The organism is Streptomyces sp. NPDC001480 (genome assembly GCF_042894725.1).
Taxonomy (GTDB): domain Bacteria; phylum Actinomycetota; class Actinomycetes; order Streptomycetales; family Streptomycetaceae; genus Streptomyces.
Window position 1 is genome coordinate 134,052 of sequence record NZ_JBIAVX010000007.1, and the last position, 25,342, is coordinate 159,393.

24 protein-coding genes are annotated in these 25,342 nt (G+C 70.8%); 6 read left to right on the plus strand and 18 right to left on the minus strand.

All coding sequences use genetic code 11. The features are described from left to right. Positions 1-39: 39 nt before the first annotated feature. A complete protein-coding gene (locus ACFY01_RS18730) occupies positions 40-696 on the minus strand; it encodes a vitamin K epoxide reductase family protein (protein WP_390736817.1) in 657 nt (218 codons plus the stop codon). Between the two features lie 143 nt (positions 697-839). On the opposite strand from ACFY01_RS18730, the gene ACFY01_RS18735 reads away from it, so the two are divergent. From ACFY01_RS18735 to ACFY01_RS18750, 4 genes are read left to right on the plus strand one after another with little or no spacing between them, the layout of a single operon-like run. After that, positions 840-1,706 (plus strand): ABC transporter ATP-binding protein, encoded by an 867-nt coding sequence (locus tag ACFY01_RS18735; RefSeq protein WP_390736818.1) that lies wholly within the window; start codon positions 840-842, stop codon positions 1,704-1,706. Beyond that, positions 1,703-2,497, plus strand: a complete 795-nt coding sequence (locus tag ACFY01_RS18740; protein WP_390736819.1) for an ABC transporter permease — start codon at positions 1,703-1,705, stop codon at positions 2,495-2,497. Before ACFY01_RS18735 ends, ACFY01_RS18740 begins: the two co-directional genes overlap by 4 nt. Continuing rightward, on the plus strand, positions 2,494-3,723 hold the full coding sequence (locus ACFY01_RS18745) for a sensor histidine kinase (protein WP_390737101.1): 1,230 nt from the start codon (positions 2,494-2,496) through the stop codon (positions 3,721-3,723). The genes ACFY01_RS18740 and ACFY01_RS18745 overlap by 4 nt, the downstream gene beginning before the upstream one ends. After that, positions 3,720-4,343 carry a response regulator gene (locus ACFY01_RS18750; protein WP_390736820.1) on the plus strand — a complete coding sequence of 208 codons (624 nt, stop codon included), beginning with the start codon at positions 3,720-3,722 and terminating at the stop codon, positions 4,341-4,343. The genes ACFY01_RS18745 and ACFY01_RS18750 overlap by 4 nt, the downstream gene beginning before the upstream one ends. An 816-nt stretch (positions 4,344-5,159) precedes the next feature. Here ACFY01_RS18750 and hisS read toward each other — a convergent pair. Continuing rightward, positions 5,160-6,422 (minus strand): histidine--tRNA ligase, encoded by a 1,263-nt coding sequence (gene hisS, locus ACFY01_RS18755; RefSeq protein ID WP_390736821.1) that lies wholly within the window; start codon positions 6,420-6,422, stop codon positions 5,160-5,162. Between the two features lie 13 nt (positions 6,423-6,435). Beyond that, on the minus strand, positions 6,436-7,152 hold the full coding sequence (locus ACFY01_RS18760) for an MBL fold metallo-hydrolase (RefSeq protein ID WP_390736822.1): 717 nt from the start codon (positions 7,150-7,152) through the stop codon (positions 6,436-6,438). Between the two features lie 169 nt (positions 7,153-7,321). On the opposite strand from ACFY01_RS18760, the gene ACFY01_RS18765 reads away from it, so the two are divergent. Both ACFY01_RS18765 and ACFY01_RS18770 read left to right on the plus strand, forming a co-directional pair. Continuing rightward, positions 7,322-8,149, plus strand: coding sequence for a peptidylprolyl isomerase (locus ACFY01_RS18765; protein WP_390736823.1), 828 nt, complete (start codon positions 7,322-7,324; stop codon positions 8,147-8,149). Between the two features lie 144 nt (positions 8,150-8,293). Then, on the plus strand, positions 8,294-9,523 hold the full coding sequence (locus tag ACFY01_RS18770; protein ID WP_390736824.1) for a DUF349 domain-containing protein: 1,230 nt from the start codon (positions 8,294-8,296) through the stop codon (positions 9,521-9,523). Between the two features lie 79 nt (positions 9,524-9,602). On the opposite strand, the gene ACFY01_RS18775 is transcribed toward ACFY01_RS18770, so the two are convergent. The 15 genes from ACFY01_RS18775 to pgsA form a co-directional block, all read right to left on the minus strand. Then, on the minus strand, positions 9,603-12,137 hold the full coding sequence (locus ACFY01_RS18775; RefSeq protein WP_390736825.1) for a RelA/SpoT family protein: 2,535 nt from the start codon (positions 12,135-12,137) through the stop codon (positions 9,603-9,605). 427 nt (positions 12,138-12,564) lie between these two features. Then, a complete protein-coding gene (locus ACFY01_RS18780) occupies positions 12,565-13,104 on the minus strand; it encodes an adenine phosphoribosyltransferase (RefSeq protein ID WP_390736826.1) in 540 nt (179 codons plus the stop codon). After that, entirely contained in the window at positions 13,101-14,213 is a 1,113-nt protein-coding gene (gene secF, locus ACFY01_RS18785) for a protein translocase subunit SecF (protein WP_390736827.1), read from the minus strand. Before secF ends, ACFY01_RS18780 begins: the two co-directional genes overlap by 4 nt. 3 nt (positions 14,214-14,216) lie before the next feature. Then, positions 14,217-16,004 carry a protein translocase subunit SecD gene (gene secD / locus ACFY01_RS18790; RefSeq protein ID WP_390736828.1) on the minus strand — a complete coding sequence of 596 codons (1,788 nt, stop codon included), beginning with the start codon at positions 16,002-16,004 and terminating at the stop codon, positions 14,217-14,219. Positions 16,005-16,147: 143 nt separating this feature from the next. Further along, entirely contained in the window at positions 16,148-16,684 is a 537-nt protein-coding gene (yajC, locus tag ACFY01_RS18795) for a preprotein translocase subunit YajC (protein ID WP_390736829.1), read from the minus strand. A gap of 179 nt (positions 16,685-16,863) precedes the next feature. Further along, complete coding sequence (ruvB, locus tag ACFY01_RS18800; protein WP_390736830.1) at positions 16,864-17,946, minus strand: Holliday junction branch migration DNA helicase RuvB; 1,083 nt, start codon at positions 17,944-17,946, stop codon at positions 16,864-16,866. Between the two features lie 29 nt (positions 17,947-17,975). Further along, positions 17,976-18,581 (minus strand): Holliday junction branch migration protein RuvA, encoded by a 606-nt coding sequence (gene ruvA / locus ACFY01_RS18805; protein ID WP_390736831.1) that lies wholly within the window; start codon positions 18,579-18,581, stop codon positions 17,976-17,978. Beyond that, complete coding sequence (ruvC, locus tag ACFY01_RS18810; protein ID WP_390736832.1) at positions 18,578-19,123, minus strand: crossover junction endodeoxyribonuclease RuvC; 546 nt, start codon at positions 19,121-19,123, stop codon at positions 18,578-18,580. Before ruvC ends, ruvA begins: the two co-directional genes overlap by 4 nt. Before the next feature lie 203 nt (positions 19,124-19,326). Continuing rightward, complete coding sequence (locus tag ACFY01_RS18815) at positions 19,327-20,079, minus strand: YebC/PmpR family DNA-binding transcriptional regulator (RefSeq protein WP_390736833.1); 753 nt, start codon at positions 20,077-20,079, stop codon at positions 19,327-19,329. 51 nt (positions 20,080-20,130) lie between these two features. Next, positions 20,131-20,736, minus strand: a complete 606-nt coding sequence (gene pdxT, locus ACFY01_RS18820; RefSeq protein WP_390736834.1) for a pyridoxal 5'-phosphate synthase glutaminase subunit PdxT — start codon at positions 20,734-20,736, stop codon at positions 20,131-20,133. Between the two features lie 25 nt (positions 20,737-20,761). Continuing rightward, positions 20,762-21,667, minus strand: a complete 906-nt coding sequence (gene pdxS, locus ACFY01_RS18825; protein WP_390736835.1) for a pyridoxal 5'-phosphate synthase lyase subunit PdxS — start codon at positions 21,665-21,667, stop codon at positions 20,762-20,764. 112 nt (positions 21,668-21,779) lie between these two features. After that, positions 21,780-22,322, minus strand: a complete 543-nt coding sequence (locus tag ACFY01_RS18830) for a hypothetical protein (protein ID WP_390736836.1) — start codon at positions 22,320-22,322, stop codon at positions 21,780-21,782. A gap of 29 nt (positions 22,323-22,351) precedes the next feature. Then, complete coding sequence (locus ACFY01_RS18835) at positions 22,352-23,515, minus strand: glycosyltransferase family 4 protein (protein WP_390736837.1); 1,164 nt, start codon at positions 23,513-23,515, stop codon at positions 22,352-22,354. Further along, a complete protein-coding gene (locus tag ACFY01_RS18840; protein WP_390736838.1) occupies positions 23,512-24,432 on the minus strand; it encodes a phosphatidylinositol mannoside acyltransferase in 921 nt (306 codons plus the stop codon). The genes ACFY01_RS18835 and ACFY01_RS18840 overlap by 4 nt, the downstream gene beginning before the upstream one ends. Further along, on the minus strand, positions 24,429-25,112 hold the full coding sequence (gene pgsA / locus ACFY01_RS18845) for a phosphatidylinositol phosphate synthase (RefSeq protein WP_390736839.1): 684 nt from the start codon (positions 25,110-25,112) through the stop codon (positions 24,429-24,431). The genes ACFY01_RS18840 and pgsA overlap by 4 nt, the downstream gene beginning before the upstream one ends. Positions 25,113-25,342: the final 230 nt, after the last annotated feature.

The following is a 25,342-nucleotide window of genomic DNA, read 5'->3' on the forward strand; positions in this document are numbered from 1 at the left end:
AAACCCTAAGTCACCCCACTGACAATCCCCGCAGGGCTGTCAGCTGGTCCAGAAGTCCCACCAGCGGGTCAGGACCAGCATGCCGATGATGCCGACGTGCAGCACCGGCATCACCCAGGTGAACTCGTCGAAGAAGCCCTTCAGCCAGCGCGGCGCGGGCAGGAAGTCGTTGCGGATGTTGAACGACGTGACGTACCAGAACATCGTGATCGTGGCGACCCAGGCCAGCGAGCACCACAGGCACAGCGCGTTGATCCGGTACAGCGACTGGAACTGGAGCCAGGTGCAGAAGGCCACGCCGAAGAGCGTGCCGAAGTTGAAGGTGAGCCAGTACCAGCGCGGGAAGCGGGCCCGGGCGAGCAGGCTCATGCCGACGCAGATGACGATGCCGTAGCAGACCAGGCCGAGCATCGGGTTGGGGAAACCGAAGGCGGCGGCCTGCTTGCTCTCCATGACGCTGCCGCAGGAGACGACCGGGTTGAGGCTGCACCCGGGGGTGAAGGTCTTGCCCGCGACCTTGGCTTCGAGGATCTTGAACTTGTCGATCGTGATGACCCACGCGGCGAGCAGTCCGGCCGCGCCGGTGATCACCAGCAGCAGGGCGAAGGCGCGGCTGCCGCCCACCGTGCGCGGCACGGCGTCGGCCTCGTCCGGCCCGGGCTCCGTGGAGACGTCCTTGACTGTCGTCTTGCTCATCACGCCGATCCGTCACTAAGGGGTGGGACCTTCTTCGGGCACGGTCATTGTGCCGCACGCAGGCCTGTGTCCACCGTTCGGTGGACATAAGGAGGTACGCACGGTCGTCCCGGAGCGTTCGGTTCCGGCCGAAGCTCGAGGGCATGACAGCACACGCGAACGAATTCGCGGTGCACGTACGGGGGCTGCGCAAGCAGTACAGGGACGTGACCGCGGTGGACGGCATCGATCTGGGCATCCGGCGCGGGGAGGTGTTCGGCCTGCTCGGGCCGAACGGCGCCGGCAAGAGCACCACGGTGGAGATCCTCCAGGGCAACCGCACCCGGGACGCGGGCGAGGTCTCCGTCCTGGGAGCGGATCCGGCGACCGCCACGCGCGCGTGGCGATCCCGTGTAGGAATCGTCTGGCAGGACGAATCCGCACCCGCCGAGTTGACGGTCCGCGAGACGGTACGGCACTTCGCCCGCTACTACCCCCGCCCGCGCGACCCGGAGCAGGTCATCGACATGGTCGGGCTGGCGGCCAAGGCCGACAGCCGGATCAAGGGCCTCTCGGGCGGTCAGCGCCGCCGCCTCGACGTGGCGCTCGGCGTGATCGGCGGCCCCGAGCTGCTGCTCCTGGACGAGCCGACGACCGGCTTCGACCCGGCGGCCCGCCGCCAGTTCTGGGACCTGATCCGGCTGCTGGCCGACGAGGGCACGACGATCGTGCTCACCACGCACTACCTGGAGGAGGCCGAGGCCCTCGCGGACCGGCTCGCGGTGGTCGCCCGGGGCCGGGTCGTCGCCGAGGGCGAGCCCGGCGAGCTGCGCGGTCGGTACGGCACCGGCGCCACGGTGACCTGGACGGATCCCGACGGCTCCGCGCGCGCGGAGCACACCGACACGCCCACGAAGACGGTCGCGGCGCTCATGGAGCGCTTCGACGGCGAGATCCCGGGCCTGGCGGTGAGCCGTCCCACGCTGGAGGACGTCTACCTCCGGCTGACCGGGCAGGAGGCCACCCGATGACGGCCTGGACCCTCGGCCTCAGCCGCGGCGCACTGGAGATCAAGCAGTTCTTCCGTCAGCGCGACCAGGTGGTGTTCACCTTCGCCTTCCCGGTCGTCTTCCTGTTCCTCTTCGCGTCGATCTTCCACGACGACGTGCGCGGCAGCGGCGTCACCGCCTCCCAGCTGTACGTCCCCGCGATGATGGCCTCCGGGATCATGTCGACGAGCTTCCAGTCACTGGGTATCTCGATCGCGGTGGAGCGGGACCAGAAGGCGCTGCGCCGGCTGCGCGGCACGCCGATGCCGCCGGCGGCGTACTTCCTGGGGAAGATCTGGCTCGTTCTGTTCACCGGCGTGGTGGAGACGGTGATCCTGCTGCTCGTCGGCACCACCCTGTACGGCGTCGACCTCCCGTCGGACCCGGGCCGCTGGTTCGACTTCGGGTGGATCTTCGTGCTCGGGCTGACCGCGTGCGCGCTGCTCGGCATCGCGATCAGCTCGGTGCCCCGGTCCGCGCAGAGCGCCGGCTCGGTCGTCGTGCTGCCGTTCCTGGTGCTCCAGTTCGTCTCCGGGGTGTACATCTCCGTCGCCACGATCCCCGGCTGGATGCTGGACGTCGGCGCCCTGTTCCCGCTGAAGTGGCTGTGCCAGGGGCTGCGCGGGGTGTTCCTGCCGGACTCCGCGCGGGTCCTGGAGCAGGCGGGCAGCTGGGAGTTCGGGCGGATCGCCCTGGTGCTCGCCGCCTGGTGCGCCGCAGGATTGGCGCTGTGTCTGCTGACCTTCCGCTGGCGGGACCGGCGCACGGGATGACGGATCCGGGCTCGGCCCGGGACGCGCACGCCTGGGACCGCTCGATCCGGGTCTGGGACCTGTACTTCGCCGTCGCCTGGATGGCCACCCTCGCCTTCGTGCTCGCCGCGAGACATCCCGGGTGGCCCGTCCGCGCGGTCGCCGCCGGACTGCTCGTCCCGCTGGTGCCCTGGTACGCCGCGGTGGGCCGCGCGCTGGTCCAGGAGGATCCGCCGGAGGAACGGCGGACCGTGCGCTACCTCGGGGTGGCCATCGCCCTGTTCCTGCCGTCCGCGGTCCTGGTCGGCGAGACGCGGCTGATGGCGTTCGCGCTCGTCCCCCAGTGCTTCATGACGCTCAGGACGCGGCGGGCGCTGGTGGCGGTGACCGTCATCAACCTGGTGCCGGTGGCGGGCTGGGCGCTGCTGTGGCGGCCGGACGGCCAGGACCTGTTCGCCAACGCGGTGTTCGCCGGGGTCACCCTCGTGTTCTCCGTGGTGATCGGCGGCTGGATCATCCGGATCATCGAGCAGAGCGGGGAGCGGGCCGAGCTGATCGCCGAGCTGGACGCCAGCCGGCACGAGATCGCCCGGCTGTCGGCGGCGCACGGCGCGCTGGCCGAGCGGGAGCGGATGGCACGGGAGATCCACGACACCCTCGCGCAGGGCTTCACCAGCCTGCTGATGCTCGTCCAGGCGGTCGAGGCCGAGCTGGACGACGACCTCCCGCAGGCGCGGCGCCATCTGGCCCTGATGGACGCCACCGCCCGCCAGAACCTCGCCGAGGCCCGGGCCCTCGTGGCCGGGGGCGCACCGGCCGACCTGGACGGCGCCTCGCTGCCCGACGCGCTGCGCCGGCTGGCGGCCCGGCACGGGGCGGGGGTGGAGGTGACCGGTCCGGTACGACCGCTCCCCGCCGGCCCCGAGGTGGTCGCCCTGCGCTCCTGCCAGGAGGCCCTGACGAACGCCCGCCGGCATGCGGGAGCGTCGGCGGCGGTCACCATCGCACTGACATACGCGGACGTGGCGCTCACCGTCTGCGTCCACGACGACGGACTCGGCTTCGATCCGGCCGCCGTCCGCGCCGGATACGGGCTGGCGGGGCTGCGGGCCCGGGCCGCCGAGGCGGGCGGGACCGCCTCGGTCCACAGCGCGCCCGGTGAAGGCACGACGGTGACCGTACGCCTGCCCGTCCCCGCCCCCGCCCCCGCCCCCGCCCCCGCCCCCGTGAGGAGTGACACCCCGTGATCCGGATCGTTCTGGCCGACGACCACCCCGTCGTCCGGGAGGGCCTGCGCGCGATGCTCAGTGCCGAGCCCGACCTGGAGGTCGTCGCCGACGCCACCAGCGGGCCGCAGGCGGAGGCGCTGGCGGCCGAGCTGCGGCCCGACATCGTGCTGATGGACCTGCGGATGCCGGGCGGCGACGGGGTCGACTCGATCGAGCGGATGAGCGCGGCCGGGCTGCCCTGCCGGGTGATCGTCCTGACGACGTACGAGACGGACCGCGACATCCTGCGCGCGGTCGAGGCCGGGGCCGCGGGCTATCTCCTCAAGGACCTGCCCCGGGGACAACTGGCCGACGCGGTACGGGCCGCCGCCCGCGGCGAAACGGTGCTGGCCCCATCGGTGGCGGCCCGCCTCGTGGACCAGCTCCGCGCCAAGCCGGAGCGCCCGCACCTGTCCTCCCGGGAGACGGCGGTACTGCGCCTGGTGGCCGAGGGCTGCACCAACGCCGAGATAGGCCGCCGGCTGTTCATCGGCGAGTCCACGGTCAAGACCCACCTGCTGCGCGTCTTCGGCAAGCTGGGCGTGGACGACCGAACCGCAGCGGTCACCTCGGCCATGCGCCACGGCCTGCTCGAGTGACCCCACCGGTGGCTCCGCCACTGCCACTGCCGAGGCGACACAACGCTGGGGGCCGGCCAACGCCCAGGCCGGCAAAGCGCCCGGGACCCACGGTGGCGGCCCCGCACGACAGGCAAGGGGGCCTGAGCCCCACCGACCCGCCCCCCAGGGTCGTGTGCAATGGCCGGGGGCCCAGGCAGGGCCGAAACGACGGATCCCGAGGCGAACGAGTGCCGGTGCCCAAGCGGCAGAGGCCTCGGCAGAGTTGCGGGGGGGAGCCCCAGGGTGCACGAACGTCAGAGGTTCAGGGGGCAGACCCCAGCAGGATCAACAGGACCGAGCCCCAAGACAGCGAAAGCCAGGAGACCCCGGGCGGGGCCGAAAGGCCGGAGCCCCAGGGCCGACGAACGCCGGGCCCAAGAGGCAGAGCCCCCGGCGGAGTTGCGAGGGCGGAGCCCCGGCATGAACGAACGTCAGGAGTCCCGGGGGCAGAGCCTCAGCGGGAACAACACGGCGGAGCTCCAAGGCAGGCGAACACCAGAAAACCCGGGGCCAACACCTCTGCAGGAACAACACGGCGGAGCCCCAAGGCAGGCGAACGACCAGAACACCCGGGCCAATGCCTCGGCAGGATCAACAGGGCGGAGTCCCAAGACGGCGCAAGCCAGGAAACCCGAGGGCCGGAACTCCCGCAGGAACAACACCGCCGAGCGCCAAGCGGGTTGAGGCAGGGGCCCAGGGGGCGGAGCCCCGGTGGGGTTGAAGGGGCGGAGCCCCTGGGGACGGGAAGGGTAGGGGCGGCGGGGGCGAGGAAAAGTCCCCGCCGCCCCCGTGGGCTCAGCTCAGCCGTGACTCCAGTTCGGCCACGATCTCGTTGACGCCGATCGCCGTCTGCTCGCCGGACTCCATGTCCTTGAGCTGGACGACACCGTCGGCGAGGTCACGCTCACCGGCCACGATCGTGTACCGCGCCCCGCTGCGGTTGGCGTTCTTCATGGCCCCCTTCAGCCCCTTCGCGCCGTAGGAGAAGTCCGCCGCGATACCGACCTTGCGCAGCTCGGTGACCTTGGCGAACAGCACCCGCCGGGCCTCCTCCCCGAGCGGCACCGCGAAGACGCTGGTCGCCGAGGGAAGGTCGAGCTCGACGCCCTCCGCCTCGAGGGCCAGCACCGTACGGTCGACGCCGAGGGCCCAGCCCACCGACGGCAGCGCGGGCCCGCCGATCATCTCGGACAGCCCGTCGTAGCGGCCGCCGCCGCCCACCGCGGACTGGGAGCCCAGACCGTCGTGCACGAACTCGAAGGTGGTGCGGGTGTAGTAGTCCAGGCCGCGCACCAGCTTCGGGTCGTCCTCGAAGGCGACGCCCGCCGCGCTGATCAGCTCGCGCACCTCCTCGTGGTACGCCTTGCACGCGTCGCACAGGTAGTCACGCAGCAGCGGCGCGTCCCCGAGCTGCTTCTGGACCGACTCCCGCTTGTCGTCCAGGACGCGCAGCGGGTTGATCTCGGAGCGGCGCAGGGTGTCCTCGTCGAGGTCCAGGCCGCGCAGGAACTCCTGGAGCGCGGCCCGGTACACCGGCCGGCACTCCTTGTCGCCGAGCGAGTTCAGCAGGATCCGGAAGTTCCTGAGCCCCAGCGAGCGGTACGCCTGGTCGGCCAGGATGATCAGTTCGGCGTCCAGGGCCGGGTCCTCGGCCCCGATGGCCTCCGCGCCGACCTGCGAGAAGTGCCTGTAGCGGCCCTTCTGCGGGCGCTCGTAGCGGTAGTAGGAGCCGGAGTACCACAGCTTGACCGGCAGGTTGCCCGCCTTGTGCAGGTTGGCTTCCAGCGCCGCCCGCAGTACGGAGGCCGTGCCCTCGGGACGCAGGGCCAGCCGGTCGCCGCCCTTGGTCTCGAAGGCGTACATCTCCTTGGTCACGATGTCGGTCGACTCACCGACACCGCGCGCGAAGAGTTCGACGTTCTCGAAGCCGGGCGTCTCGATGTAGCCGTAGCCGGAGTTGCGCAGCGGCGCGGCGATGGCCTCGCGGACCGCCAGGTACTTCGCGGAGTCCGGCGGAATGAGGTCGTACGTGCCCTTGGGGGCCTTGAAGGTGCTCACGGGAAGTCTCTCGTCACATTCCTCGTCGGGGAGCGGAGGGTCCTTGGACCGCTCCCGGGCCGGCGGCCACCTGCCGCAGATACGGATTGGTGGCGCGCTCCTGGCCGATGGTCGTGTAGTCGTTGTGACCGGGGAGCACCACGGTGGAGTCGTCGAGCGGCAGGACCACGCGGGCCAGGGACTCGAGCATGTCGTCCATGGAGCCACCGGGGAAGTCGGTGCGTCCGATGGAGCCGGCGAACAGCAGGTCGCCCGAGAAGAAGATGGGCGGGATGTCCGCCGCCTCGGGCAGGCCGAAGGTCACCGACCCCTTGGTATGGCCCGGCGCGTGCGCCACGGAGAGCTCCAGACCCGCCAGTTCCAGCTTCACGCCGTCGGCCAGCTCCTTGACGTCGTCCGGCTCCCCCACCGTCAGCTCGCCCATGAGCGGCATGCCGATGGTACGGCCGAGCGCCTTCTCCGGGTCGCTCATCATGAACCGGTCCTCGGGGTGGATCCATGCCGGTACGTCGTGCGCGCCGCACACGGGGACCACCGAGGCCACGTGGTCGATGTGGCCGTGGGTGAGGACGACGGCGACGGGCTTGAGTCGATGCTTCTTCAGCGCTTCCTCGACTCCGGCGGCGGCCTGGTGGCCCGGGTCGATGATCACGCACTCCTCACCGGCGGCGGGGGCGACGAGATAACAGTTCGTCCCCCAGGCCCCGGCGGGGAACCCGGCAATGAGCACGATCGTCCTTCGTTGTGTCGGCTACAGGCGGCTACAGCTGCTGTCGAAGCCTACCGGCGCTGCCGTTTCCTCAGCGAACCCATATACGGTACGGGGCTACACGCACCCGTCGGCTCGCAGGACGCACGCGTACCGGTCGACAACACGACACGCATGAGGAGAGAACCCGGTGGTCAGCCAGGAGCAGCGGCGGCGTCAGCTCGCCCGGGAGAAGTTCTTGCGGCAGCAGCAGCGGCGCACCAGCGCGCGGCGCAAGGCACGCATGCGCAACTCCGTGATCGCGTCGGTGCTCGGCGTGATCGTGATCGGCAGTGTCGCGCTGTACACGACCGGGGTGATGAAGGGCGACGACGACAAGGCGAGCAACGCCAGTTCGGACGTCACGCCCAGTGCCTCGGCCGCCCCCAGCAAGGCTCCGGACCCGTGCGAGAAGGCCGCCAAGGGTTCCGTGCAGAAGCTGAGCTGGAAGAAGGAGCCGGCGATGACCATCGACACGTCGGCCAAGTACACGATGAAGCTGGCGACGACGTGCGGCGACATCGACGTCGCGCTCAAGACGTCGGCGGCCCCGCACACCGTGAACTCGTTCGACTTCCTCGCGGGCAAGGGCTACTTCGACCACACCAAGTGCCACCGGCTCACCACCAACGGCATCTACGTGCTCCAGTGCGGCGACCCGACGGGCACGGGCAGCGGCGGTCCCGGGTACACGATTCCCGACGAGAACCTCAAGGACAAAAGCCTGAAGGGCAACGTGTACCCGGCGGGCACGATCGCGATGGCGAACACCGGGCAGAAGCACACCGGTGGCAGCCAGTTCTTCCTGGTCTACCAGGACAGCCAGTTGCCGCCCAGCTACACACCGTTCGGTACCGTCGACGCCGCGGGCATGAAGGTGCTGAAGAAGATCGCCGCCGCGGGTGAGAGCACGGGCCAGGGCGACGGCGCTCCGAACGCGACGGTCGTGATCAACAAGGCGACGGTCACGAAGTCCTGACGGCCAGGGCGGCGGCCAGCGGAATTTCGGTCGCGCTGGATGCGGACAGGCCACCCGCTGGTCGCCTATGTTGGCCGTGACGAAACTGTGGACGATGCCCGGGGGAGCTGAGGCCCCCCGCAGGCATCATGTGGAGGAGGCGCTGTGAGCAGCGACCCGTGGGGCCGCGTCGACGAGACGGGGACCGTGTACGTGCGTACGGCCGACGGCGAGCAGGTCGTCGGTTCCTGGGCGGCCGGCTCCCCCGAGGAGGCGCTTGCCTACTTCGAGCGCAAGTACGAGGGCCTGGTTGTCGAGATCGGCCTCCTCGAGAAGCGAGTGCAGACCACCGACCTGTCGGCGAAGGACGCGCAGACCGCCATCGACCACCTCCGGGAGCAGGTCGAGGCACACCACGCGGTCGGCGACCTGGATGCTCTGCGGGGCCGCCTCGACAAGCTCGTGGAGACGGTCGAGGCGCGGCGCGAGGAGCGCAAGGCGCAGCGGGCCAAGCAGTCCGACGAGGCCCGCAAGGCCAAGGAGGACCTGGTCGCCGAGGCGGAGCAGCTCGCGCAGTCCGACCAGTGGCGGGCGGCCGGCGAGCGGCTGCGTGCCCTGGTGGACACCTGGAAGGGTCTGCCGCGTCTGGACCGCAAGTCGGACGACGACCTGTGGCACCGCTTCTCGCACGCCCGCTCGGCGTTCTCCAAGCGGCGCAAGGCGCACTTCGCGCAGCTGGACGCGCAGCGCGAGGAGGCCCGCAAGACCAAGGAGAAGCTGGTCGCCGAGGCCGAGGCGCTGTCCGGTTCGACGGACTGGGGGCCGACGGCGGCCCGCTACCGCGAGCTGATGGCGGACTGGAAGGCCGCGGGCCGCGCCCAGCGCGAGCACGAGGACGACCTGTGGAACCGCTTCCGCGGTGCCCAGGACGTGTTCTTCGCCGCCCGCAGCTCGGTGTTCGCCGAGCGGGACGCGGAGCAGTCGGAGAACCTGAAGCTGAAGGAGGAGCTGGCCGAGGAGGCCGAGAAGCTCCTGCCGATCACGGACCTCAAGGCCGCCCGGGCCGCCTTCCGCTCGGTCAACGAGCGCTGGGAGGCCATCGGCCATGTGCCGCGCGACGCGCGGCCCAAGGTCGAGGGCCGGATGCACGCCGTCGACCGGGCGATCCAGGAGGCCGAGGAGGCCGAGTGGCGCCGGACGAACCCGGAGGCACGCGCGCGTGCCGAGGGTCTCACCGGCCAGCTCCAGGCCGCCGTGGACAAGCTGAGGGGCCAGATCGAGCAGGCCCGCGCCCAGGGCAACACCGCCAAGGCGGACAAGCTCGAGAAGGAGCTGGAGGGCCGCCAGGCGCTCCTGGACCAGGCGCTGAAGGGTCTTCAGGAGTTCGGCGGCTGACGAGCCTCCCACGCGCGTGTGAGGGCCCCGTACGACGATGTACGGGGCCCTCTCGTCCTGCCCGGAGGCTGTCCGCGCGTCAGGACCGGTTGCGTGCCGAGGTCACGCGGTACACGTCGTACACGCCCTCCACGCCCCGTACCGCCTTCAGCACGTGCCCGAGGTGCTTGGGGTCGCCCATCTCGAAGGTGAAGCGGGAGGTGGCCACACGGTCGCGGGAGGTCTGGACGGCCGCGGAGAGGATGTTGACGTGCTGGTCGGACAGGACGCGGGTGACGTCCGACAGCAGGCGGGAGCGGTCCAGGGCCTCGACCTGGATGGCGACCAGGAACACCGAGGACTGGGTGGGCGCCCACTCGACGTCGAGGATGCGCTCCGGCTCCCGGGACAGTGACTCCACGTTGACGCAGTCGCTGCGGTGAACCGATACGCCGCTACCGCGCGTCACGAAGCCGATGATCGGGTCGCCGGGGACCGGCGTACAACAGCGGGCCAGCTTGACCCACACGTCCTCGACGCCCTTGACGACGACGCCCGGGTCGGCACTGGAGCGCCGCTTGCGGCCGCGTCCGCGGGACGGCGGGACCGCCTCGTCGATCTCCTCGGTGGCCGCCTCCTCGCCGCCGAGGGCGGAGACGAGCTTCTGCACCACGTTCTGCGCGGAGACATGGCCCTCGCCGATCGCCGCGTACAGCGCGGAGATGTCCGGGTAACGCATCTCGTGCGCGAGGGTGACCAGCGAGTCACCGGTGAGGATGCGCTGGATCGGCAGGTTCTGCTTGCGCATGGCGCGGACGATGGCGTCCTTGCCCTGCTCGATCGCCTCGTCGCGCCGCTCCTTGGAGAACCAGGCCCGGATCTTGTTGCGGGCGCGCGGCGACTTCACGAAGCCGAGCCAGTCGCGGGAGGGGCCCGCGCCGGGTGCCTTGGAGGTGAAGACCTCGACCAGGTCGCCGTTGTCCAGGGTGGACTCCAGCGGTACGAGGCGGCCGTTGACCCGCGCCCCTATGGTGCGGTGGCCGACCTCGGTGTGCACCGCGTACGCGAAGTCGACCGGGGTGGCCCCGGCCGGGAGCGCGATGACGTCGCCCTTGGGGGTGAAGACGAAGACCTCGTTGCGGGACAGGTCGAAGCGCAGCGACTCCAGGAACTCGCCCGGGTCCTCCGTCTCCTTCTGCCAGTCCAGCAGCTGGCGCAGCCACGCCATGTCGTTGAGGTGGTCGTCCTTCTTGCCGGCCTTGGGCACGTCGGTGCGGACCTTGGAGGCACCGGCGACGGCCTCCTGCTTGTACTTCCAGTGCGCGGCGATGCCGTACTCGGCGCGGCGGTGCATGTCGAACGTCCGGATCTGGAGTTCGACCGGCTTGCCGTTGGGCCCGATGACCGTCGTGTGCAGCGACTGGTACATGTTGAACTTGGGCATCGCGATGTAGTCCTTGAACCGGCCGGGGACCGGGTTCCACCGCGCGTGCACCGTGCCCAGGGCCGCGTAGCAGTCGCGCACGGTGTCGACGAGGACACGGATGCCCACCAGGTCGTAGATCTCGGCGAAGTCGCGGCCTCGCACGATCATCTTCTGGTAGACGCTGTAGTAGTGCTTCGGGCGGCCGGTGACGGTCGCCTTGATCCGGGCGGCGCGCAGGTCCGCCTGGACCTCGTCGGTCACTATCGCCAGGTACTCGTCGCGCTTGGGCGCCCGCTCGGCCACCAGCCGCACGATCTCGTCGTACATCTTGGGGTAGAGGATCGCGAACGCGAGGTCCTCCAGCTCCCACTTGATGGTGTTCATGCCCAGCCGGTGGGCGAGCGGCGCGTAGATCTCCAGCGTCTCGCGCGCCTTCTTCTCCTGCTTCTCGCGCTTGAGGTAGCGCATGGTGCGCATGTTGTGCAGGCGGTCGGCGAGCTTGATGACCAGGACGCGCGGGTCCTTGGCCATGGCGACGACCATCTTGCGCACGGTCTCGGCCTGCGCGGCCTCGCCGAACTTGACCTTGTCCAGCTTGGTGACGCCGTCGACGAGGAGCGCGACGGTGTCGCCGAAGTCGCGGCGCAGCTGGTCGAGGCCGTACTCGGTGTCCTCGACGGTGTCGTGCAGCAGGCCGGCCATCAGGGTGGCCGGGTCCATGCCCAGCTCGGCCAGGATGGTGGTGACCGCCAGCGGGTGCGTGATGTACGGGTCGCCGCTCTTGCGCTTCTGGCCGCGGTGCCAGCGCTCGGCGACCTGGTAGGCGCGCTCGATCTGGCGCAGGGTGGCGTTCTCGATCTTGGGGTCGTTGCTGCGGACTATGCGCAGCAAGGGTTCCAGGACCGGGTTGTAGGGGTTGGCGCGCTGGACGCCCAGCCGGGCGAGGCGGGCGCGGACGCGGTTGGAGGAGCCGGAGCGCGCGGGCTGGCCGGTGGGCTGACGGGCCGCCGGGGAGTGCGCGGCACGCTCGGGCGGGGCCGGCTTGGGACGCACGGTGTCGGCCGACTTCTCCACGGGCGCGGACTGGGCGTGCTCGACCGGCCCGCGGGTGTCGTTCTTCGCGTGGGGCGCGTTCGGCGCGGGCTTGGCCGCGGACGCCGAGGCGGACTCGGGCTTGGCGGCGGTCAGTGGCTGGGCCTCGTCTGGCAAGAGGGCTCCTCGTGCGCGATCCGGGTCCCCCGGTCAGGCTCCGGAGCCCCCATGGTAGCGATCCTGCGCTCCGGCTTCGCCTTCAGACCGATGTGAGGACGGTCTACCGATGAAACACGGACCGCCCCCACGGGATTCCGCCTGGACGGCGGCCGGGTGTCACAGGAGTGTCCCTCGGGCCCCAGGGTGTCTCACAAGTGTCCCCCGTCCCCCAGCCGCCCGCCCGCCGGCAGCAGCCAACGGCGAGGATGTACCACGGGCGCCACGTAATGCCCACCCGCAAGCCGCCGACGGCGAGAACGGACCACGAGGGCCACCCGCACCCGCCCACTACCCGCCCGGGTGGTGCGGGTGGAAACGGAACCGGCCGAAGGCGCAGCCGAGGCCGCCCCGGAACCTCCGGGGCGGCCTCGGTGACGGGCGTGACTCAGACCCGCAGCAGCGCCTCCAGCGGAGCCCCCCGCAGCGCCGCCTCCAGCCGCGGACGCCCCTCGAGGAAGCACAGCTCCATCAGCACCGCCACGCCCACGACCTCGGCGCCCGCGCGGTGGATGAGCTGGATGGCGGCCTCGGCGGTACCGCCCGTGGCGAGGACGTCGTCCACGATGAGGACGCGGTCACCGGAGACCAGGTCCTCCGCGTGCACCTCGATCTCGGCCGACCCGTACTCGAGGTCGTACGACTGCCGGAGCGTGGCCCCGGGCAGCTTTCCCGCCTTGCGTACGGGGATGAAGCCGAGCCCCGCCCGGACGGCCACCGGGGCGCCCAGGATGAAGCCGCGGGCCTCCAGCCCGACGATCTTGGTGGCGCCGGTGCGCTCGGCGGTCTCCGCCAGCGCGTCGGTGAGCGCGGTGAACGCCGCCGGGTCCGCCAGGAGCGGGGTGATGTCCTTGAACATCACCCCCTGCTCCGGGTAGTCCTCGACGTCCCGGATGCGGCTGAGCAGCAGTTCCTCGATGTCGGTCATCGGCGCTTCCCCGAGGGTCGGCCCCGGCCCCGGCTGCGGGACGCGGGCTGGTTGCGCGGGCCCACGACGGCCGCGGCGGCGTCGTCGTCGGGCTCGTCGACGTCGGCGGCCCGGTTCCCGGCGAGCTCCTCGTCGGTGGCGGCCTGTGCCCGCTTGGCGAGGACGCGCTTCTTGAGGGCCTTCATCTGCGGCTCCGCCTCCTTGAGGTCGGCGACGAGCGGCGTGGCGATGAAGATCGACGAGTAGGCACCGGCGGCGAGACCCACGAACAGCGACAGCGAGATGTCGTTGAGCGTGCCCGCGCCGAGGAAGCCGCCGCCGATGAACAGCAGGCCCGCGACCGGCAGCAGCGCGACCACCGTGGTGTTGATAGAACGCACCAGGGTGCCGTTGATCGACTGGTTGGCGATGTCGCTGTAGGTGAAGCGGGTCTGCTTGGTGATGTCCTTCGTCTGCTCCTTGAGGCTGTCGAAGACGACGACCGTGTCGTAGAGCGAGTAACCGAGGATCGTCAGCAGACCGATGACCGTACCGGGCGTGACCTCGAAGCCGACCAGGGCGTAGATACCGGTCGTGATGGTGATGTCGTGGATCAGCGCGACCAGGGCCGCGATCGCCATCCGCCACTCGAAGGCGATCGCCAGGTAGATCACCACGAGGACCATGAAGATCCCCAGGCCTTCCCAGGCCTTGTTGGCGATCTGCTCACCCCAGCTCGGCCCGACCAGGTCGGCGGCGAGCTTGTCGGGACTGAGGCCCAGGTCCTTGGCCAGCGTCTGCTTGATCTGGTTGGACTTGTCGGTGTCGATACCGGCGATCTGGATGCGCAGGCTGCCGTTGCCGAGCTTCTGCACGACCGCCTCGTGGCCGGCGGCGTTCTGCGCGTACTCCTCCGTCTTGGCCACCGAGGTGCTCATGTGCGTCGGGGTCGTGAAGACCGCGCCGCCCTTGAACTCGATGCCCATGTTCAGGCCGCGCACCGCCAGGCCGACGATGGCCGTGATGGTGATCAGGATGGAGATGCCGTACCAGATCTTGCGCTTGCCGACGAAGTCGTAGCTGATCTCGCCGCGGTGCAGTCGCGCGCCGATGGTGCCGAGTTTCGACATCGCTCACGCCTCCTTCGGGTCGACGGAGCCGGCGGCGGGACCGGCGGGACGGCGGGTGCGGCGCAGCGGCGGCTTGGCACCCAGGCTCTTCGGGTCGAGGCCGGACCACTTGTGGCCGTTCGCGAAGAACTTGCGGCGGGCGAGCAGTGTCATCAGCGGCTTGGTGAAGAAGAAGACGACGACGACGTCGAGCACGGTGGTCAGGCCGAGTGTGAACGCGAAGCCCTGGACCTTGCCGACGGTGACGATGAACAGCACCGCGGCGGCGAGGAACGACACGAAGTCGGAGACCAGGATGGTGCGCCGGGCGCGCGGCCAGGCCCGCTCGACGGCGGGACGCAGGCTGCGGCCCTCCCGGATCTCGTCGCGGATGCGTTCGAAGTACACGATGAACGAGTCCGCGGTGATACCGATGGCGACGATGGCACCGCAGACGGCGGGCAGGTTCAGCGCGAAGTTGATGGCCGGGCCGAGCAGCGACATGATCACGTAGGTGAGGGCCGCGGAGACCAGCAGCGAGGCCATGGCCACGAGCGACAGCCCGCGGTAGTAGGCGACCAGGTAGATCACGACCAGGGCGAGGCCGATGGCGCCCGCGAGCAGACCGGCGTGCAGCTGCTGACCGCCGAGCGCGGCGGTCACCGTGGTGACGGTGTCCTCCTTGAAGGAGAGCGGCAGGGCGCCGTACGACAGCATGTTCCCGAGGCTCTGCGCCTCCTGCTGGGTGAAGCTGCCGGTGATCTCCGCCTGGCCGCCGGTGATGGCCTGATCCACACGCGGGCTGGAGACGACATCGCCGTCGAGGACGATGGCGAACTCCTTCTGCACGTCCTGGTTCTTGGCCAGCTGGGAGGTGACGTCCGCGAACTTCTTCGAGCCGCCGCCGGTGAACGTCATCTGGACCTGCCAGCCGGAGCCGTTCTGGGTGTCGAAGACCGCCTGGGCCTTCTTCACGTCGGTGCCGTCCACGGCGGCCGGGCCGAGCAGGTACTTGTACCAGACCTTGTCGATCTTGCCGCAGGCCACGGTCGACTCACCGGGCTTGGCGCTCGTGCCGGCCTTGGCCCGGTCGGCGGGCTTGGTGCAGTCCAGGGCGGTGTACTGGGCCTGGAGCTTGGCGGCCGTCTTGTCGGTGGCGCTGCCCGTGGAGCTCGACGAGGCGGAGGGGCTCGGGGAGGCCGCGGACTTCGCGGAGGCCGAGGACGACGGCGTGGCGTCGGCCTTCAGGGCGTCGCTGACCGCGCGGCCCTGCGAGGTGGCGGTGGCGGTCGGGGACGCGGAGGAGGACGAGGACGCCGTCGCCTTGGCGGAGGCGCTGCTCGAGGGGCTCGGCGAACCGCTGCCGCTGGGGGACGCGCTCGGCGACGGGCTCTGCGAGGCGGCGGCGCCGCTGGGCTCGGTGGCCAGGACCGGACGGAAGTACAGCTTGGCGGTGGTGCCTACCTGCTGCTGTGCCTCCTTGGAGTTGGTGCCCTTGGGGATGTTGACGATGATGTGGTCTTTCCCCTGGGTCTGCACCTCCGCCTCGGAGACGCCCAGACCGTTGACACGGCGGTTCATGATGTCGACCGCGGTGTTCATGTTGGCCTGGTTGATCGCGGATCCCTGGTCGGCCTTCGCCTTGAGCGTGATGCTCGTGCCGCCGGCGAGGTCGATGCCGAGACGCGGAGTGGTGTTTCCGGAGGCGAACATGCCTCCGGTGAGCGCCACGATGGCGATCAGGATGAGGGCCAGCGAGCGCCCTGGCTTGCTCTGGGCACTCGCGCTCCGGCCCCTCTTAGGTGCTGCCACCTTCTCGTACTCCCTCTCGGGCCGCCCCGCGCCCGCTCGGGACGCGGTCGGCCATGACATGGTGTCGGGATTCCGTGCGGAAAACAGACGCGCCCGGGGTGCGCCGGCCGCGAACCTATCGCGCCGGGCTCCCCGGGACGTGACTACTTCGCGTCGGAGTCGCCGTCGGTCTTCTTCGGCTCTTCGTCCGCCTTCGCCTCGGCGTCCCGTGCCTCGGCGGTCCGGGCCTCGGCGGCCTCGGCCCCGTCGGCCTTCTCCTCGGACACGTCCTTCTTGCCGAGGTCGACGGCCTTGTCGTCGGAGGCGGCGGCAGCGTCGGCGGCGTCGTCGGTCTCGGTGTCGGTGAGGGAGGAGGCGTCGTCCGGGACGACGTCGGTGTCGGACTTCAGGTCGTGCTCGATGCCGTGGACGATGCGGTTGTACTCGTCGTCGGTCAGGACGGCGCCGATCGCGTTCTTGGCGAAGAGGAGCTCAACACCCGGGCCGGCGTCGAGGAGGACCGTGTCGTCGTTGACCTCCTTGACCGTCGCGTACATGCCCCCGATCGTGCGGACGCCGGAGCCGGGCTGCATCTCGTTCCGCATGCTGGCGGCCTGCTGCTGCTTCTTCTTGGCCGAGCGCGTCATCAGGAACATGGCCGCGATGAGCACGATGAACGGGAGAAGGGTCAAGGTATTCACGGGACGGGATTTCCTTCGCGCGACCGCGACGGAGAGCGGCCTGGTCTTTGGGGGTGTGGTTGGCGCCGCCTGTGAGGGCGGCATCGGCGGAGTCTAAGCGAGTCCGCGCACATGCAACAACGTTCAGCATGGCACCTGGGTTCCTCCCCCGGCCAATGCCCCCGCCGATGACCGCGCGGTCACGCCCCGAACAGGTCCTGTTGTCCGGTTCCACCAGATGTGCCACCCGCTGCCGAGCCGGGCGGGGTGAGGCCGAGATGCGCCCATGCGGCGGGCGTGGCGACCCGCCCGCGCGGGGTGCGGGCGAGCAGACCCTCGCGTACGAGGAAGGGCTCGGCGACCTCTTCCACGGTCTCCCGCTCCTCCCCCACCGCGACGGCGAGCGTGGACAGGCCGACCGGGCCGCCGCCGAACAGCTTGAGGAGGGCCTGGAGGACCGCACGGTCGAGCCGGTCCAGGCCGCGCGCGTCGACCTCGTACACGGCGAGGGCCGCCGCGGCGATCTCGCGGACGATCCGCCCGTCGGCCTTGACCTGCGCGTAGTCCCGCACCCGGCGCAGCAGGCGGTTGGCGATGCGGGGGGTGCCGCGGGAGCGGCCGGCGATCTCGGCCGCTCCGTCGGCGTCGATCTCGACGTCGAGAAGGCTCGCGGAACGGTGCACCACGCGCTCGAGTTCGGCCGGTTCGTAGAACTCCATGTGCGCGGTGAAGCCGAAGCGGTCGCGCAGCGGGGGCGGCAGCAGGCCCGCGCGGGTGGTGGCGCCGACCAGCGTGAAGGGGGGCAGTTCGAGCGGGATGGCGGTGGCACCGGGCCCCTTGCCGACGATGACGTCGACCCGGAAGTCCTCCATGGCCATGTAGAGCATCTCCTCGGCGGGCCGGGACATGCGGTGGATCTCGTCGAGGAAGAGGACCTCGCCCTCCTGGAGGGAGGAGAGGATCGCCGCGAGATCGCCGGCGTGCTGGATGGCGGGTCCGGACGTGATGCGGATCGGAGCGCCCATCTCGGCGGCGATGATCATCGAGAGGGTGGTCTTGCCGAGGCCGGGGGCGCCGGAGAGCAGCACGTGGTCGGCGGTCGCCCCGCGCGCGCGTGCGGCGCGCAGCACGAGGTCGAGCTGCTCGCGGACCTTCTCCTGACCGATGAACTCGCCGAGGTCCTTGGGACGCAGGGCCGCCTCGACGGCCTGGTCCTCACGGTCGGCGACAGAGCCCACCAGCCGCTCGGGGGCGGCGGGGTCGGTCGTGTCGTCCCAGTTCATGTGGTGTGCCTCGGGGTGGTGGGGGTCGGTCAGCGGGCGCGGTTGAGGGTCTGGAGGGCGGCCTTCAGCAGCTGGCCCACCTGGGGCGTGCCGTCCGCGGCCTCGGCCTGCGGGGCCACGGCGGCCACCGCCTCGTCGGCCTCGCGGGTGGCGTACCCGAGGCCGATGAGGGCCGCGTGCAGCTGGTCGCGCCAGCCCTGGGTGACGGGCGTGCCCACCGCGGCGGCGCCGATCGGCTCCCCGAGCCGGTCCTTCAGCTCCAGCAGCAGTTTCTGGGCGCCCTTCTTGCCGATGCCGGGGACGGCGACGAGGGCCTTCTCGTCAGCGGTGGCGACGGCCCGGCGCAGCGCGTCCGGCGTGTGCACGGCGAGCATCGCCTGGGCGAGTCTCGGACCCACTCCGCTGGCGGTCTGGAGCAGCTCGAAGACCTGGCGCTCGTCGTCGTCGGCGAAGCCGTACAGCGTCAGGGAGTCCTCGCGGACGACCAGGGAGGTGGCCAGTCTGGCCTGCTGGCCCGTCCGCAGTCCCGAGAGGGTGTTCGGGGTGCACTGGACGGCGATGCCGATGCCGCCCACCTCGACCACCGCGGAGTCCGGGGCGAGGGCGGCGACCGGTCCGCTCACGAAGGCGATCATCCCGTACGGCCTTTCAGTGTCGGTGCTTTGGCCGCGTGCAGGGCGACCGCCTGCTGGAGCCGGTTCTGCGCGGGGGCGCGCCAGATGTGGCAGATGGCGAGTGCGAGGGCGTCGGCGGCGTCGGCCGGCTTGGGCGGCGCGTCGAGCCGGAGCAGGCGGGTGACCATGGCACCGACCTGCGCCTTGTCGGCGCGCCCGCTGCCGGTGACGGCGGCCTTGACCTCGCTGGGGGTGTGCAGGGCGACGGGGATGCCCCGGCGGGCGGCGCACAGCATGGCGACGGCGCTGGCCTGGGCGGTGCCCATCACGGTCCGGACGTTGTGCTGGCTGAACACCCGCTCCACGGCCATGTATTCGGGCCGGTGCTCGTCCAGCCACTGCTCGATGCCCTGCTCGACGGCGACGAGGCGGTGCCCCAGCTCGGCGTCCGCGGGCGTCCGTACGACACCCACGCCGAGCATGGTGAGCGGGCGCCCCGCGACCCCCTCGACGACGCCGACACCGCAGCGGGTCAGCCCGGGGTCCACCCCGAGTACGCGCACCGCGCCCCCTCCCCTCTTCGCGGCTGAGCCGCCGCCGCTCTCGCGGACCTGGCTGAGCACCGTCGTGGTGCCTCAATTGATGGTTGCGGTCCGCGGACGGTGATCTACGGATGGCGCCAGGTTAGTCGCTGCCACTGACAACAGCGGCGGGCCGGTGGGATGTGTCCCCCGGCCCGCCGAGAAGCGCTCAGCTCGCGGCAGCGTTACGCGTCGACCTTCTCCATGACCTCGTCGCTGACGTCGAAGTTGGCGAAGACGTTCTGCACGTCGTCGCTGTCCTCGAGGGCGTCGATCAGCTTGAAGATCTTCTTGGCGCCCTCCTCGTCCAGCTCGACCTGCATGGTCGGGACGAAGTTGGCCTCGGCGGAGTCGTAGTCGATGCCGGCGTCCTGGAGCGCGGTGCGGACCGCGACCAGGTCGGTGGCCTCGCTGATCACCTCGAAGTTCTCACCGAGGTCGTTGACCTCCTCGGCGCCCGCGTCCAGGACGGCGCCGAGCACGTCGTCCTCGGACAGCTCGCCCTTGGGGACGATGACGACGCCCTTGCGGTTGAACAGGTACGACACCGAGCCCGGGTCGGCCATGGAGCCGCCGTTGCGGGTCATGGCGACGCGGACCTCGGAGGCGGCGCGGTTGCGGTTGTCCGTGAGGCACTCGATGAGCACGGCGACGCCGTTCGGGCCGTAACCCTCGTACATGATCGTCTCGTACTCGGCGCCGCCGGCCTCGAGACCGCCGCCGCGCTTGATGGCGGAGTCGATGTTCTTGTTGGGCACCGACTGCTTCTTGGCCTTCTGGACGGCGTCGTAGAGCGTCGGGTTGCCCTCGAGGTCGACGCCGCCCATCCGCGCCGCGACCTCGATGTTCTTGATGAGCTTCGCGAAGAGCTTGCCGCGCTTGGCGTCGATCACGGCCTTCTTGTGCTTCGTCGTGGCCCATTTAGAGTGGCCGGACATCTGCCTGTCTCCTTCGCGTAACCCGTCTACCTACGAACCCCAGAGATCCTACTAGGACTCCGGCGTCCGGTTCGCGCGCACCATGTCGACGAAGAGCGCGTGCACGCGGTGGTCGCCCGTCAGTTCCGGGTGGAACGACGTGGCCAGCGCGTTGCCCTGGCGGACCGCGACGATGTGGCCCTCGTGCTCGGCGAGCACCTCGGCCCCGGCGCCGACGGACTCGACCCAGGGGGCGCGGATGAAGACGCCCTCCACGGGATCGCCCTCGACGCCCTTGACGCCGACCGCCGCCTCGAAGGACTCGTTCTGCCGTCCGAAGGCGTTACGGCGCACGATCATGTCGATGCCGCCGACGGTCTCCTGGCCCGAGCGCGGGTCGAGGATCTTGTCGGCGAGCATGATCATGCCCGCGCAGGTGCCGTAGACGGGCATGCCGTCCCGCACGCGCGCGCGGAGGGGGTCCATCACCCCGAAGAGGATGGCCAGCTTGGAGATGGTCGTGGACTCGCCGCCGGGGAGGACCAGGCCGTCCACCTCGGCGAGTTCTTCGGGGCGCCGCACCGGCCTGGCCACGGCGTCGGCCGCGGCCAGGGCGATGAGGTGCTCCCGTACGTCGCCCTGGAGGGCCAGGACGCCTATGACGGGTGCGTCAGTCATGTACGTGCAGTCCTAGGGAGGTGGCTTACCAGCCGCGGTTGGCGTAGCGCTCGGTCTCGGGGAGGGTGTCGCAGTTGATGCCGACCATGGCCTCGCCGAGGTTGCGGGAAGCGTCCGCGATGATCTTCGGGTCGTCGTAGAAGGTGGTGGCCTTGACGATGGCGGCGGCGCGCTTGGCCGGGTCGCCGGACTTGAAGATGCCGGAGCCGACGAAGACGCCCTCGGCGCCGAGCTGGCGCATCAGGGCGGCGTCGGCCGGGGTGGCCACGCCACCGGCGGAGAACAGCACCACGGGGAGCTTGCCGAGTTCGGCGACCTCCTTGACCAGCTCGTACGGGGCGCGCAGCTCCTTGGCGGCGGCGTACAGCTCGTGGTTGTCGAAGCCGCGCAGCTTGGCGATCTCGTTCTTGATCTGGCGCAGGTGGCGGACCGCCTCGACGACGTTGCCGGTGCCGGCCTCGCCCTTGGAGCGGATCATCGCGGCGCCCTCGGCGATGCGGCGCAGGGCCTCGCCCAGGTTGGTGGCGCCACAGACGAAGGGGGTGGTGAAGGCCCACTTGTCGGAGTGGTTGACCTCGTCGGCCGGGGTGAGGACCTCGGACTCGTCGATGTAGTCCACACCGAGCGACTGGAGCACCTGGGCCTCGACGAAGTGGCCGATGCGGGACTTGGCCATGACCGGGATCGAGACCGCTTCGATGATGCCCTCGATCATGTCCGGGTCGGACATGCGGGCCACGCCGCCGTCCTTGCGGATGTCGGCCGGGACCCGCTCCAGTGCCATGACGGCGACGGCGCCCGCGTCTTCCGCGATCTTCGCCTGCTCCGGCGTGACGACGTCCATGATCACGCCGCCCTTGAGCTGCTCGGCCATGCCGCGCTTCACACGGGCGGTGCCGGTCTCGGGAGCCTGGTTCTCGATGATGGACACGGGTGACCTCACTGATGGGAAGAGGATTACTGCTTCCCAGAGGAAACGGGAGTGGACCAGGCCACAGCAAGGGCCAATGGCAAGCCGGTGGATCCTTTTGGTCCCCTGAGCTTCAGGAGACCCGTTCCACCAGTGCCGCCGGCGGCTCGTCGTCCATCTCGAAGGCCATCGGGAAAGGGGCGTGCCCGGCCAGCCGGAACCAGCGGACCTTGCGGTGCTCCCGCAGTCTGCGGGCCCCGCCGACCGCGTCGTTGTGGAAGCGGCGGGCCATCGGCACCCGGCGCACGGCCTCGGCGAGCTCGCGTGCCGCCTCTTCTCCGCCAGGCGCCTCCCGGACGGCCTCGACCTGCTGCGGATCCGCGAACACCGCCCGCAGCGCCTGGCTCAGCTCGCTCTCGGCGACCTCCCGCTGCTCCTCCTCGGCCTGCCGGGCGGCGTGCGCGGCCTCGTACAGCACTATCGAGGCGGCGGGGTCCAGCACCCCGGAGGTGGCCAGTTCCTGGGTCACGGAGGCCCGCCGGAGCAACTGGGCGTCGAGCGCGGCGCGCGCGGCGTCGATGCGCGCGTGCAGCCGGTCCAGCCGGCCCGCGGTCCAGCTCAGGTACAGGCCGATCGCGACGAGCGCTACGAGGATCCAGATCAATGTTGCGGTCACGGGCGGCAAGGCTAACCCGCTTCGGCCGATCAGTCCCGCGCCAGTCCCAGCCGTGCCCGTAGGCCCGAAGTGCGTTCGTCCGCGGCCACCGCCGCCGCGCCGGTCGTCACCGTCTCGTACACCGAGAGGATGTCCGCGCCGACCGTGGACCAGTCGAAGCGCCGCACGTGGGCGCTCCCGCGCTCGCGCAGCTCCGCCAGGCGCTTCGGGTCCTTCAGCAGCCGCACGGCCGCCTCGGCGAGGGCGTCGGCGTCCTCGTTGGCGAACAGTTCGCCGGCCGCGCCCTGGTCGAGGACCTGGGCGAAGGCGTCCAGGTCGGAGGCGAGGACGGGCGCGCCCGCCGACATGGCCTCGACGAGGATGATGCCGAAGCTCTCGCCTCCGGTGTTGGGCGCGATGTACAGGTCGATGCTGCGCAGGAAGCGGGCCTTGTCCTCGTCGCTGACCATGCCGAGGAACTCCACGCGCTCGCGCAGCTGGGCCGGCAGCGACTCCACGGCTTCCTCCTCGTCCCCGCGGCCGGCCACCAGCAGCCGGGTCTGCGGCCGGGCGGCGAGGATCTTCGGCAGGGCCCTCATCAGCACCGGCAGGCCCTTGCGGGGCTCGTCGATGCGCCCGATGAAGCCGATCGTGTCGCCCTGCCACTCGGGTCTGGGCTCGGCCCGGGCGAAGAAGTCGACGTCGACGCCGTTGGGGATGACCACCGCGTCCCCGCCGAGGTGCTCGACCAGCGTGCGGCGGGCGTACTCGCTGACCGCGATCCGCGCGCTGATCTTCTCCAGTGCGGCCTGGAGGATCGCGTACGCGGCGATCATCGCGCGCGAGCGGGGGTTGGAGGTGTGGAAGGTGGCCACGATCGGGCCGGACGCCGCCCAGCAGGTCAGCAGGCCCAGCGACGGTGACGTCGGCTCGTGGATGTGGATCACGTCGAAGGCGCCCTCGTGCAGCCAGCGCCGTACCCGGGCCGCGGAGAGGAAGCCGAAGTTCAGCCGGGCCACCGAACCGTTGTACGGCACCGGCACCGCGCGGCCGGCCGAGACGACGTACGGCGGGAGCGGGGTGTCGTCGTCGGCGGGGGCGAGCACGGAGACCTCGTGGCCGAGCCGGATGAAGTACTCGGCCAGATCACGGATGTGGAACTGGACGCCGCCCGGCACGTCCCAGGAGTACGGGCAGACGATGCCGATCCTCACGCGGTCCCCCCGGCGGGAGGACGCGCGGGATCGAGGTCCTTGAGCCACAGCCGTTGCAGCATGTGCCAGTCCTCCGGATGGTCGGCGATCCCCGTGGCGAAGGCGTCGGCCAGCGCCTGTGTCATGACAGACGTCTTCTCAACCCGCGTACCTGACGCGGGTACCTCGATGGGGGCATGGACACGGCCCCGCATCACGGGCGAATCGTCGTACCAGAGCGTGACCGGCAGCAGCAGCGCCCCGGTCTGCTGGGCGAGGAGGGATGGACCGGCGGGCATCCGCGCGGTCTCGCCGAAGAACGTCACCTCCACACCGGACGCGGACAGGTCACGGTCGGCGACCAGGCACACCAGGCCGCCGTCCCGCAGCCGCCGGGCCAGCGTGCCGAACGCGGAGCCGCCGCTGTGCGGCAGCACCTCCATGCCGAGGCCCTCGCGGTAGGCGACGAACCGGTCGTACAGGCTCTCCGGCTTGAGGCGCTCGGCGACCGTGGTGAACGGGGTCTCCAGCTTGGTGGTGACCCAGGCCCCGGCCAGGTCCCAGTTCGCCAGGTGGGGCAGCGCGAGGACGACACCCCGCCCGGCGGCGAGGCCGTCGGTCAGGAAGTGCAGGTCCTTGGGGTCGAAGCCCGCCTTGACCCGCTCGGCGCTCCAGGCGGGCAGCCGGAAGGACTCCATCCAGTAGCGCAGGTACGAGCGCATGCCCGCCCGGGACAGCTCGGCCAGGCGCTCCGGGGACGCGCCCGGCAGCACGCGCGCGTAGTTGCTCTCCAGCCGCCGCACGCCCTTGCCGCGCTGTTTCCAGGCGAGGTCGGCGATGGTGCGGCCGAGGCGTACCGCGGCCGGCTCGGGGAGCTTCTTGACGGTGCTCCAGCCGAGTCCGTACAGCGTGTCGGTCAGCCGGTCCGCGGCGGTCACTGCGTCGCCCCGCTCCCCTGGGAGGCGCTCGCGCTGTCCGGCCCGGCCGCCGCTTCCGCCTCGGCGGACTCCCGGCGGACCGTGACGACCCGCTGGATCAGCGTGACGAGGCTGCCGACGGCGACGATCCACAGGGCCACGGGCAGCAGGTACTGGATGCCCGGGACGCCGAACTTGTGCAGGCCCGCGAAACCGGCCGCCACCAGCGAGACCACCAGCCGCTCGGCGCGCTCCACGAGCCCGTTGACGGCGACCGGCAGCCCGATCGACTCGCCGCGGGCCTTGGTGTACGACACCACCTGGCCGCTGGCCAGGCAGAAGATCGACACCGCGCACAGCACGTTGTCGTTGCCCTGGCCCGCGTACCACAGGGCGAAGCCGCCGAAGATGGCGCCGTCGGCGACCCGGTCGAGGGTGGAGTCCAGGAAGGCGCCCCAGCGGCTGGAGCGGCCCAGCTGGCGGGCCATGTTGCCGTCGACCAGGTCCGAGAAGACGAACAGTGTGATCACGACCGTGCCCCAGAAGAACTCGCCCCGGGGGTAGAAGACCAGCGCGCCCGCGACCACTCCGGCGGTGCCGATCAGGGTGACCGTGTCGGGGCTGACCCCCCGCCGGATGAGAAACGCGGCGAACGGTGTGAGGACACGCGTGAAGAATGCACGCGCGTACTTGTTCAGCATGGCCTTCCCGACGGTCGGTGGCGCCGCGGCCCCTGCTGGCCTCCGGCTGGCCCATCGTAGCCACGCGCGCGCGTGGGCGACGGCCGGGCACCCGCACCCGCCGACCGGATCGTGCGCATGGCTCGCAACCGCTGTCCGGTGACGCGATCGGTACACCTCGCGAGTTCCTCGTATGGACGCGACGTGACGGGAGTGGAAAGCTCGAAGGACCGCGGGCGTCGCCGGAGCCG

Excerpts from the sequence above, each read along its gene's own strand:
- ACFY01_RS18730 (WP_390736817.1), bottom strand. The coding sequence starts at position 696 with ATGAGCAAGACGACAGTCAAGGACGTCTCCACGGAGCCCGGGCCGGAC.
- ACFY01_RS18735 (WP_390736818.1), top strand. The coding sequence starts at position 840 with ATGACAGCACACGCGAACGAATTCGCGGTGCACGTACGGGGGCTGCGC.
- ACFY01_RS18740 (WP_390736819.1), top strand. The coding sequence starts at position 1,703 with ATGACGGCCTGGACCCTCGGCCTCAGCCGCGGCGCACTGGAGATCAAG.
- ACFY01_RS18745 (WP_390737101.1), top strand. The coding sequence starts at position 2,494 with ATGACGGATCCGGGCTCGGCCCGGGACGCGCACGCCTGGGACCGCTCG.
- ACFY01_RS18780 (WP_390736826.1), bottom strand. The coding sequence starts at position 13,104 with ATGACCGACATCGAGGAACTGCTGCTCAGCCGCATCCGGGACGTCGAG.
- secF (WP_390736827.1), bottom strand. The coding sequence starts at position 14,213 with ATGTCGAAACTCGGCACCATCGGCGCGCGACTGCACCGCGGCGAGATC.
- ruvB (WP_390736830.1), bottom strand. The coding sequence starts at position 17,946 with ATGAACTGGGACGACACGACCGACCCCGCCGCCCCCGAGCGGCTGGTG.
- ruvA (WP_390736831.1), bottom strand. The coding sequence starts at position 18,581 with ATGATCGCCTTCGTGAGCGGACCGGTCGCCGCCCTCGCCCCGGACTCC.
- ACFY01_RS18815 (WP_390736833.1), bottom strand. The coding sequence starts at position 20,079 with ATGTCCGGCCACTCTAAATGGGCCACGACGAAGCACAAGAAGGCCGTG.
- pdxT (WP_390736834.1), bottom strand. The coding sequence starts at position 20,736 with ATGACTGACGCACCCGTCATAGGCGTCCTGGCCCTCCAGGGCGACGTA.
- pgsA (WP_390736839.1), bottom strand. The coding sequence starts at position 25,112 with ATGCTGAACAAGTACGCGCGTGCATTCTTCACGCGTGTCCTCACACCG.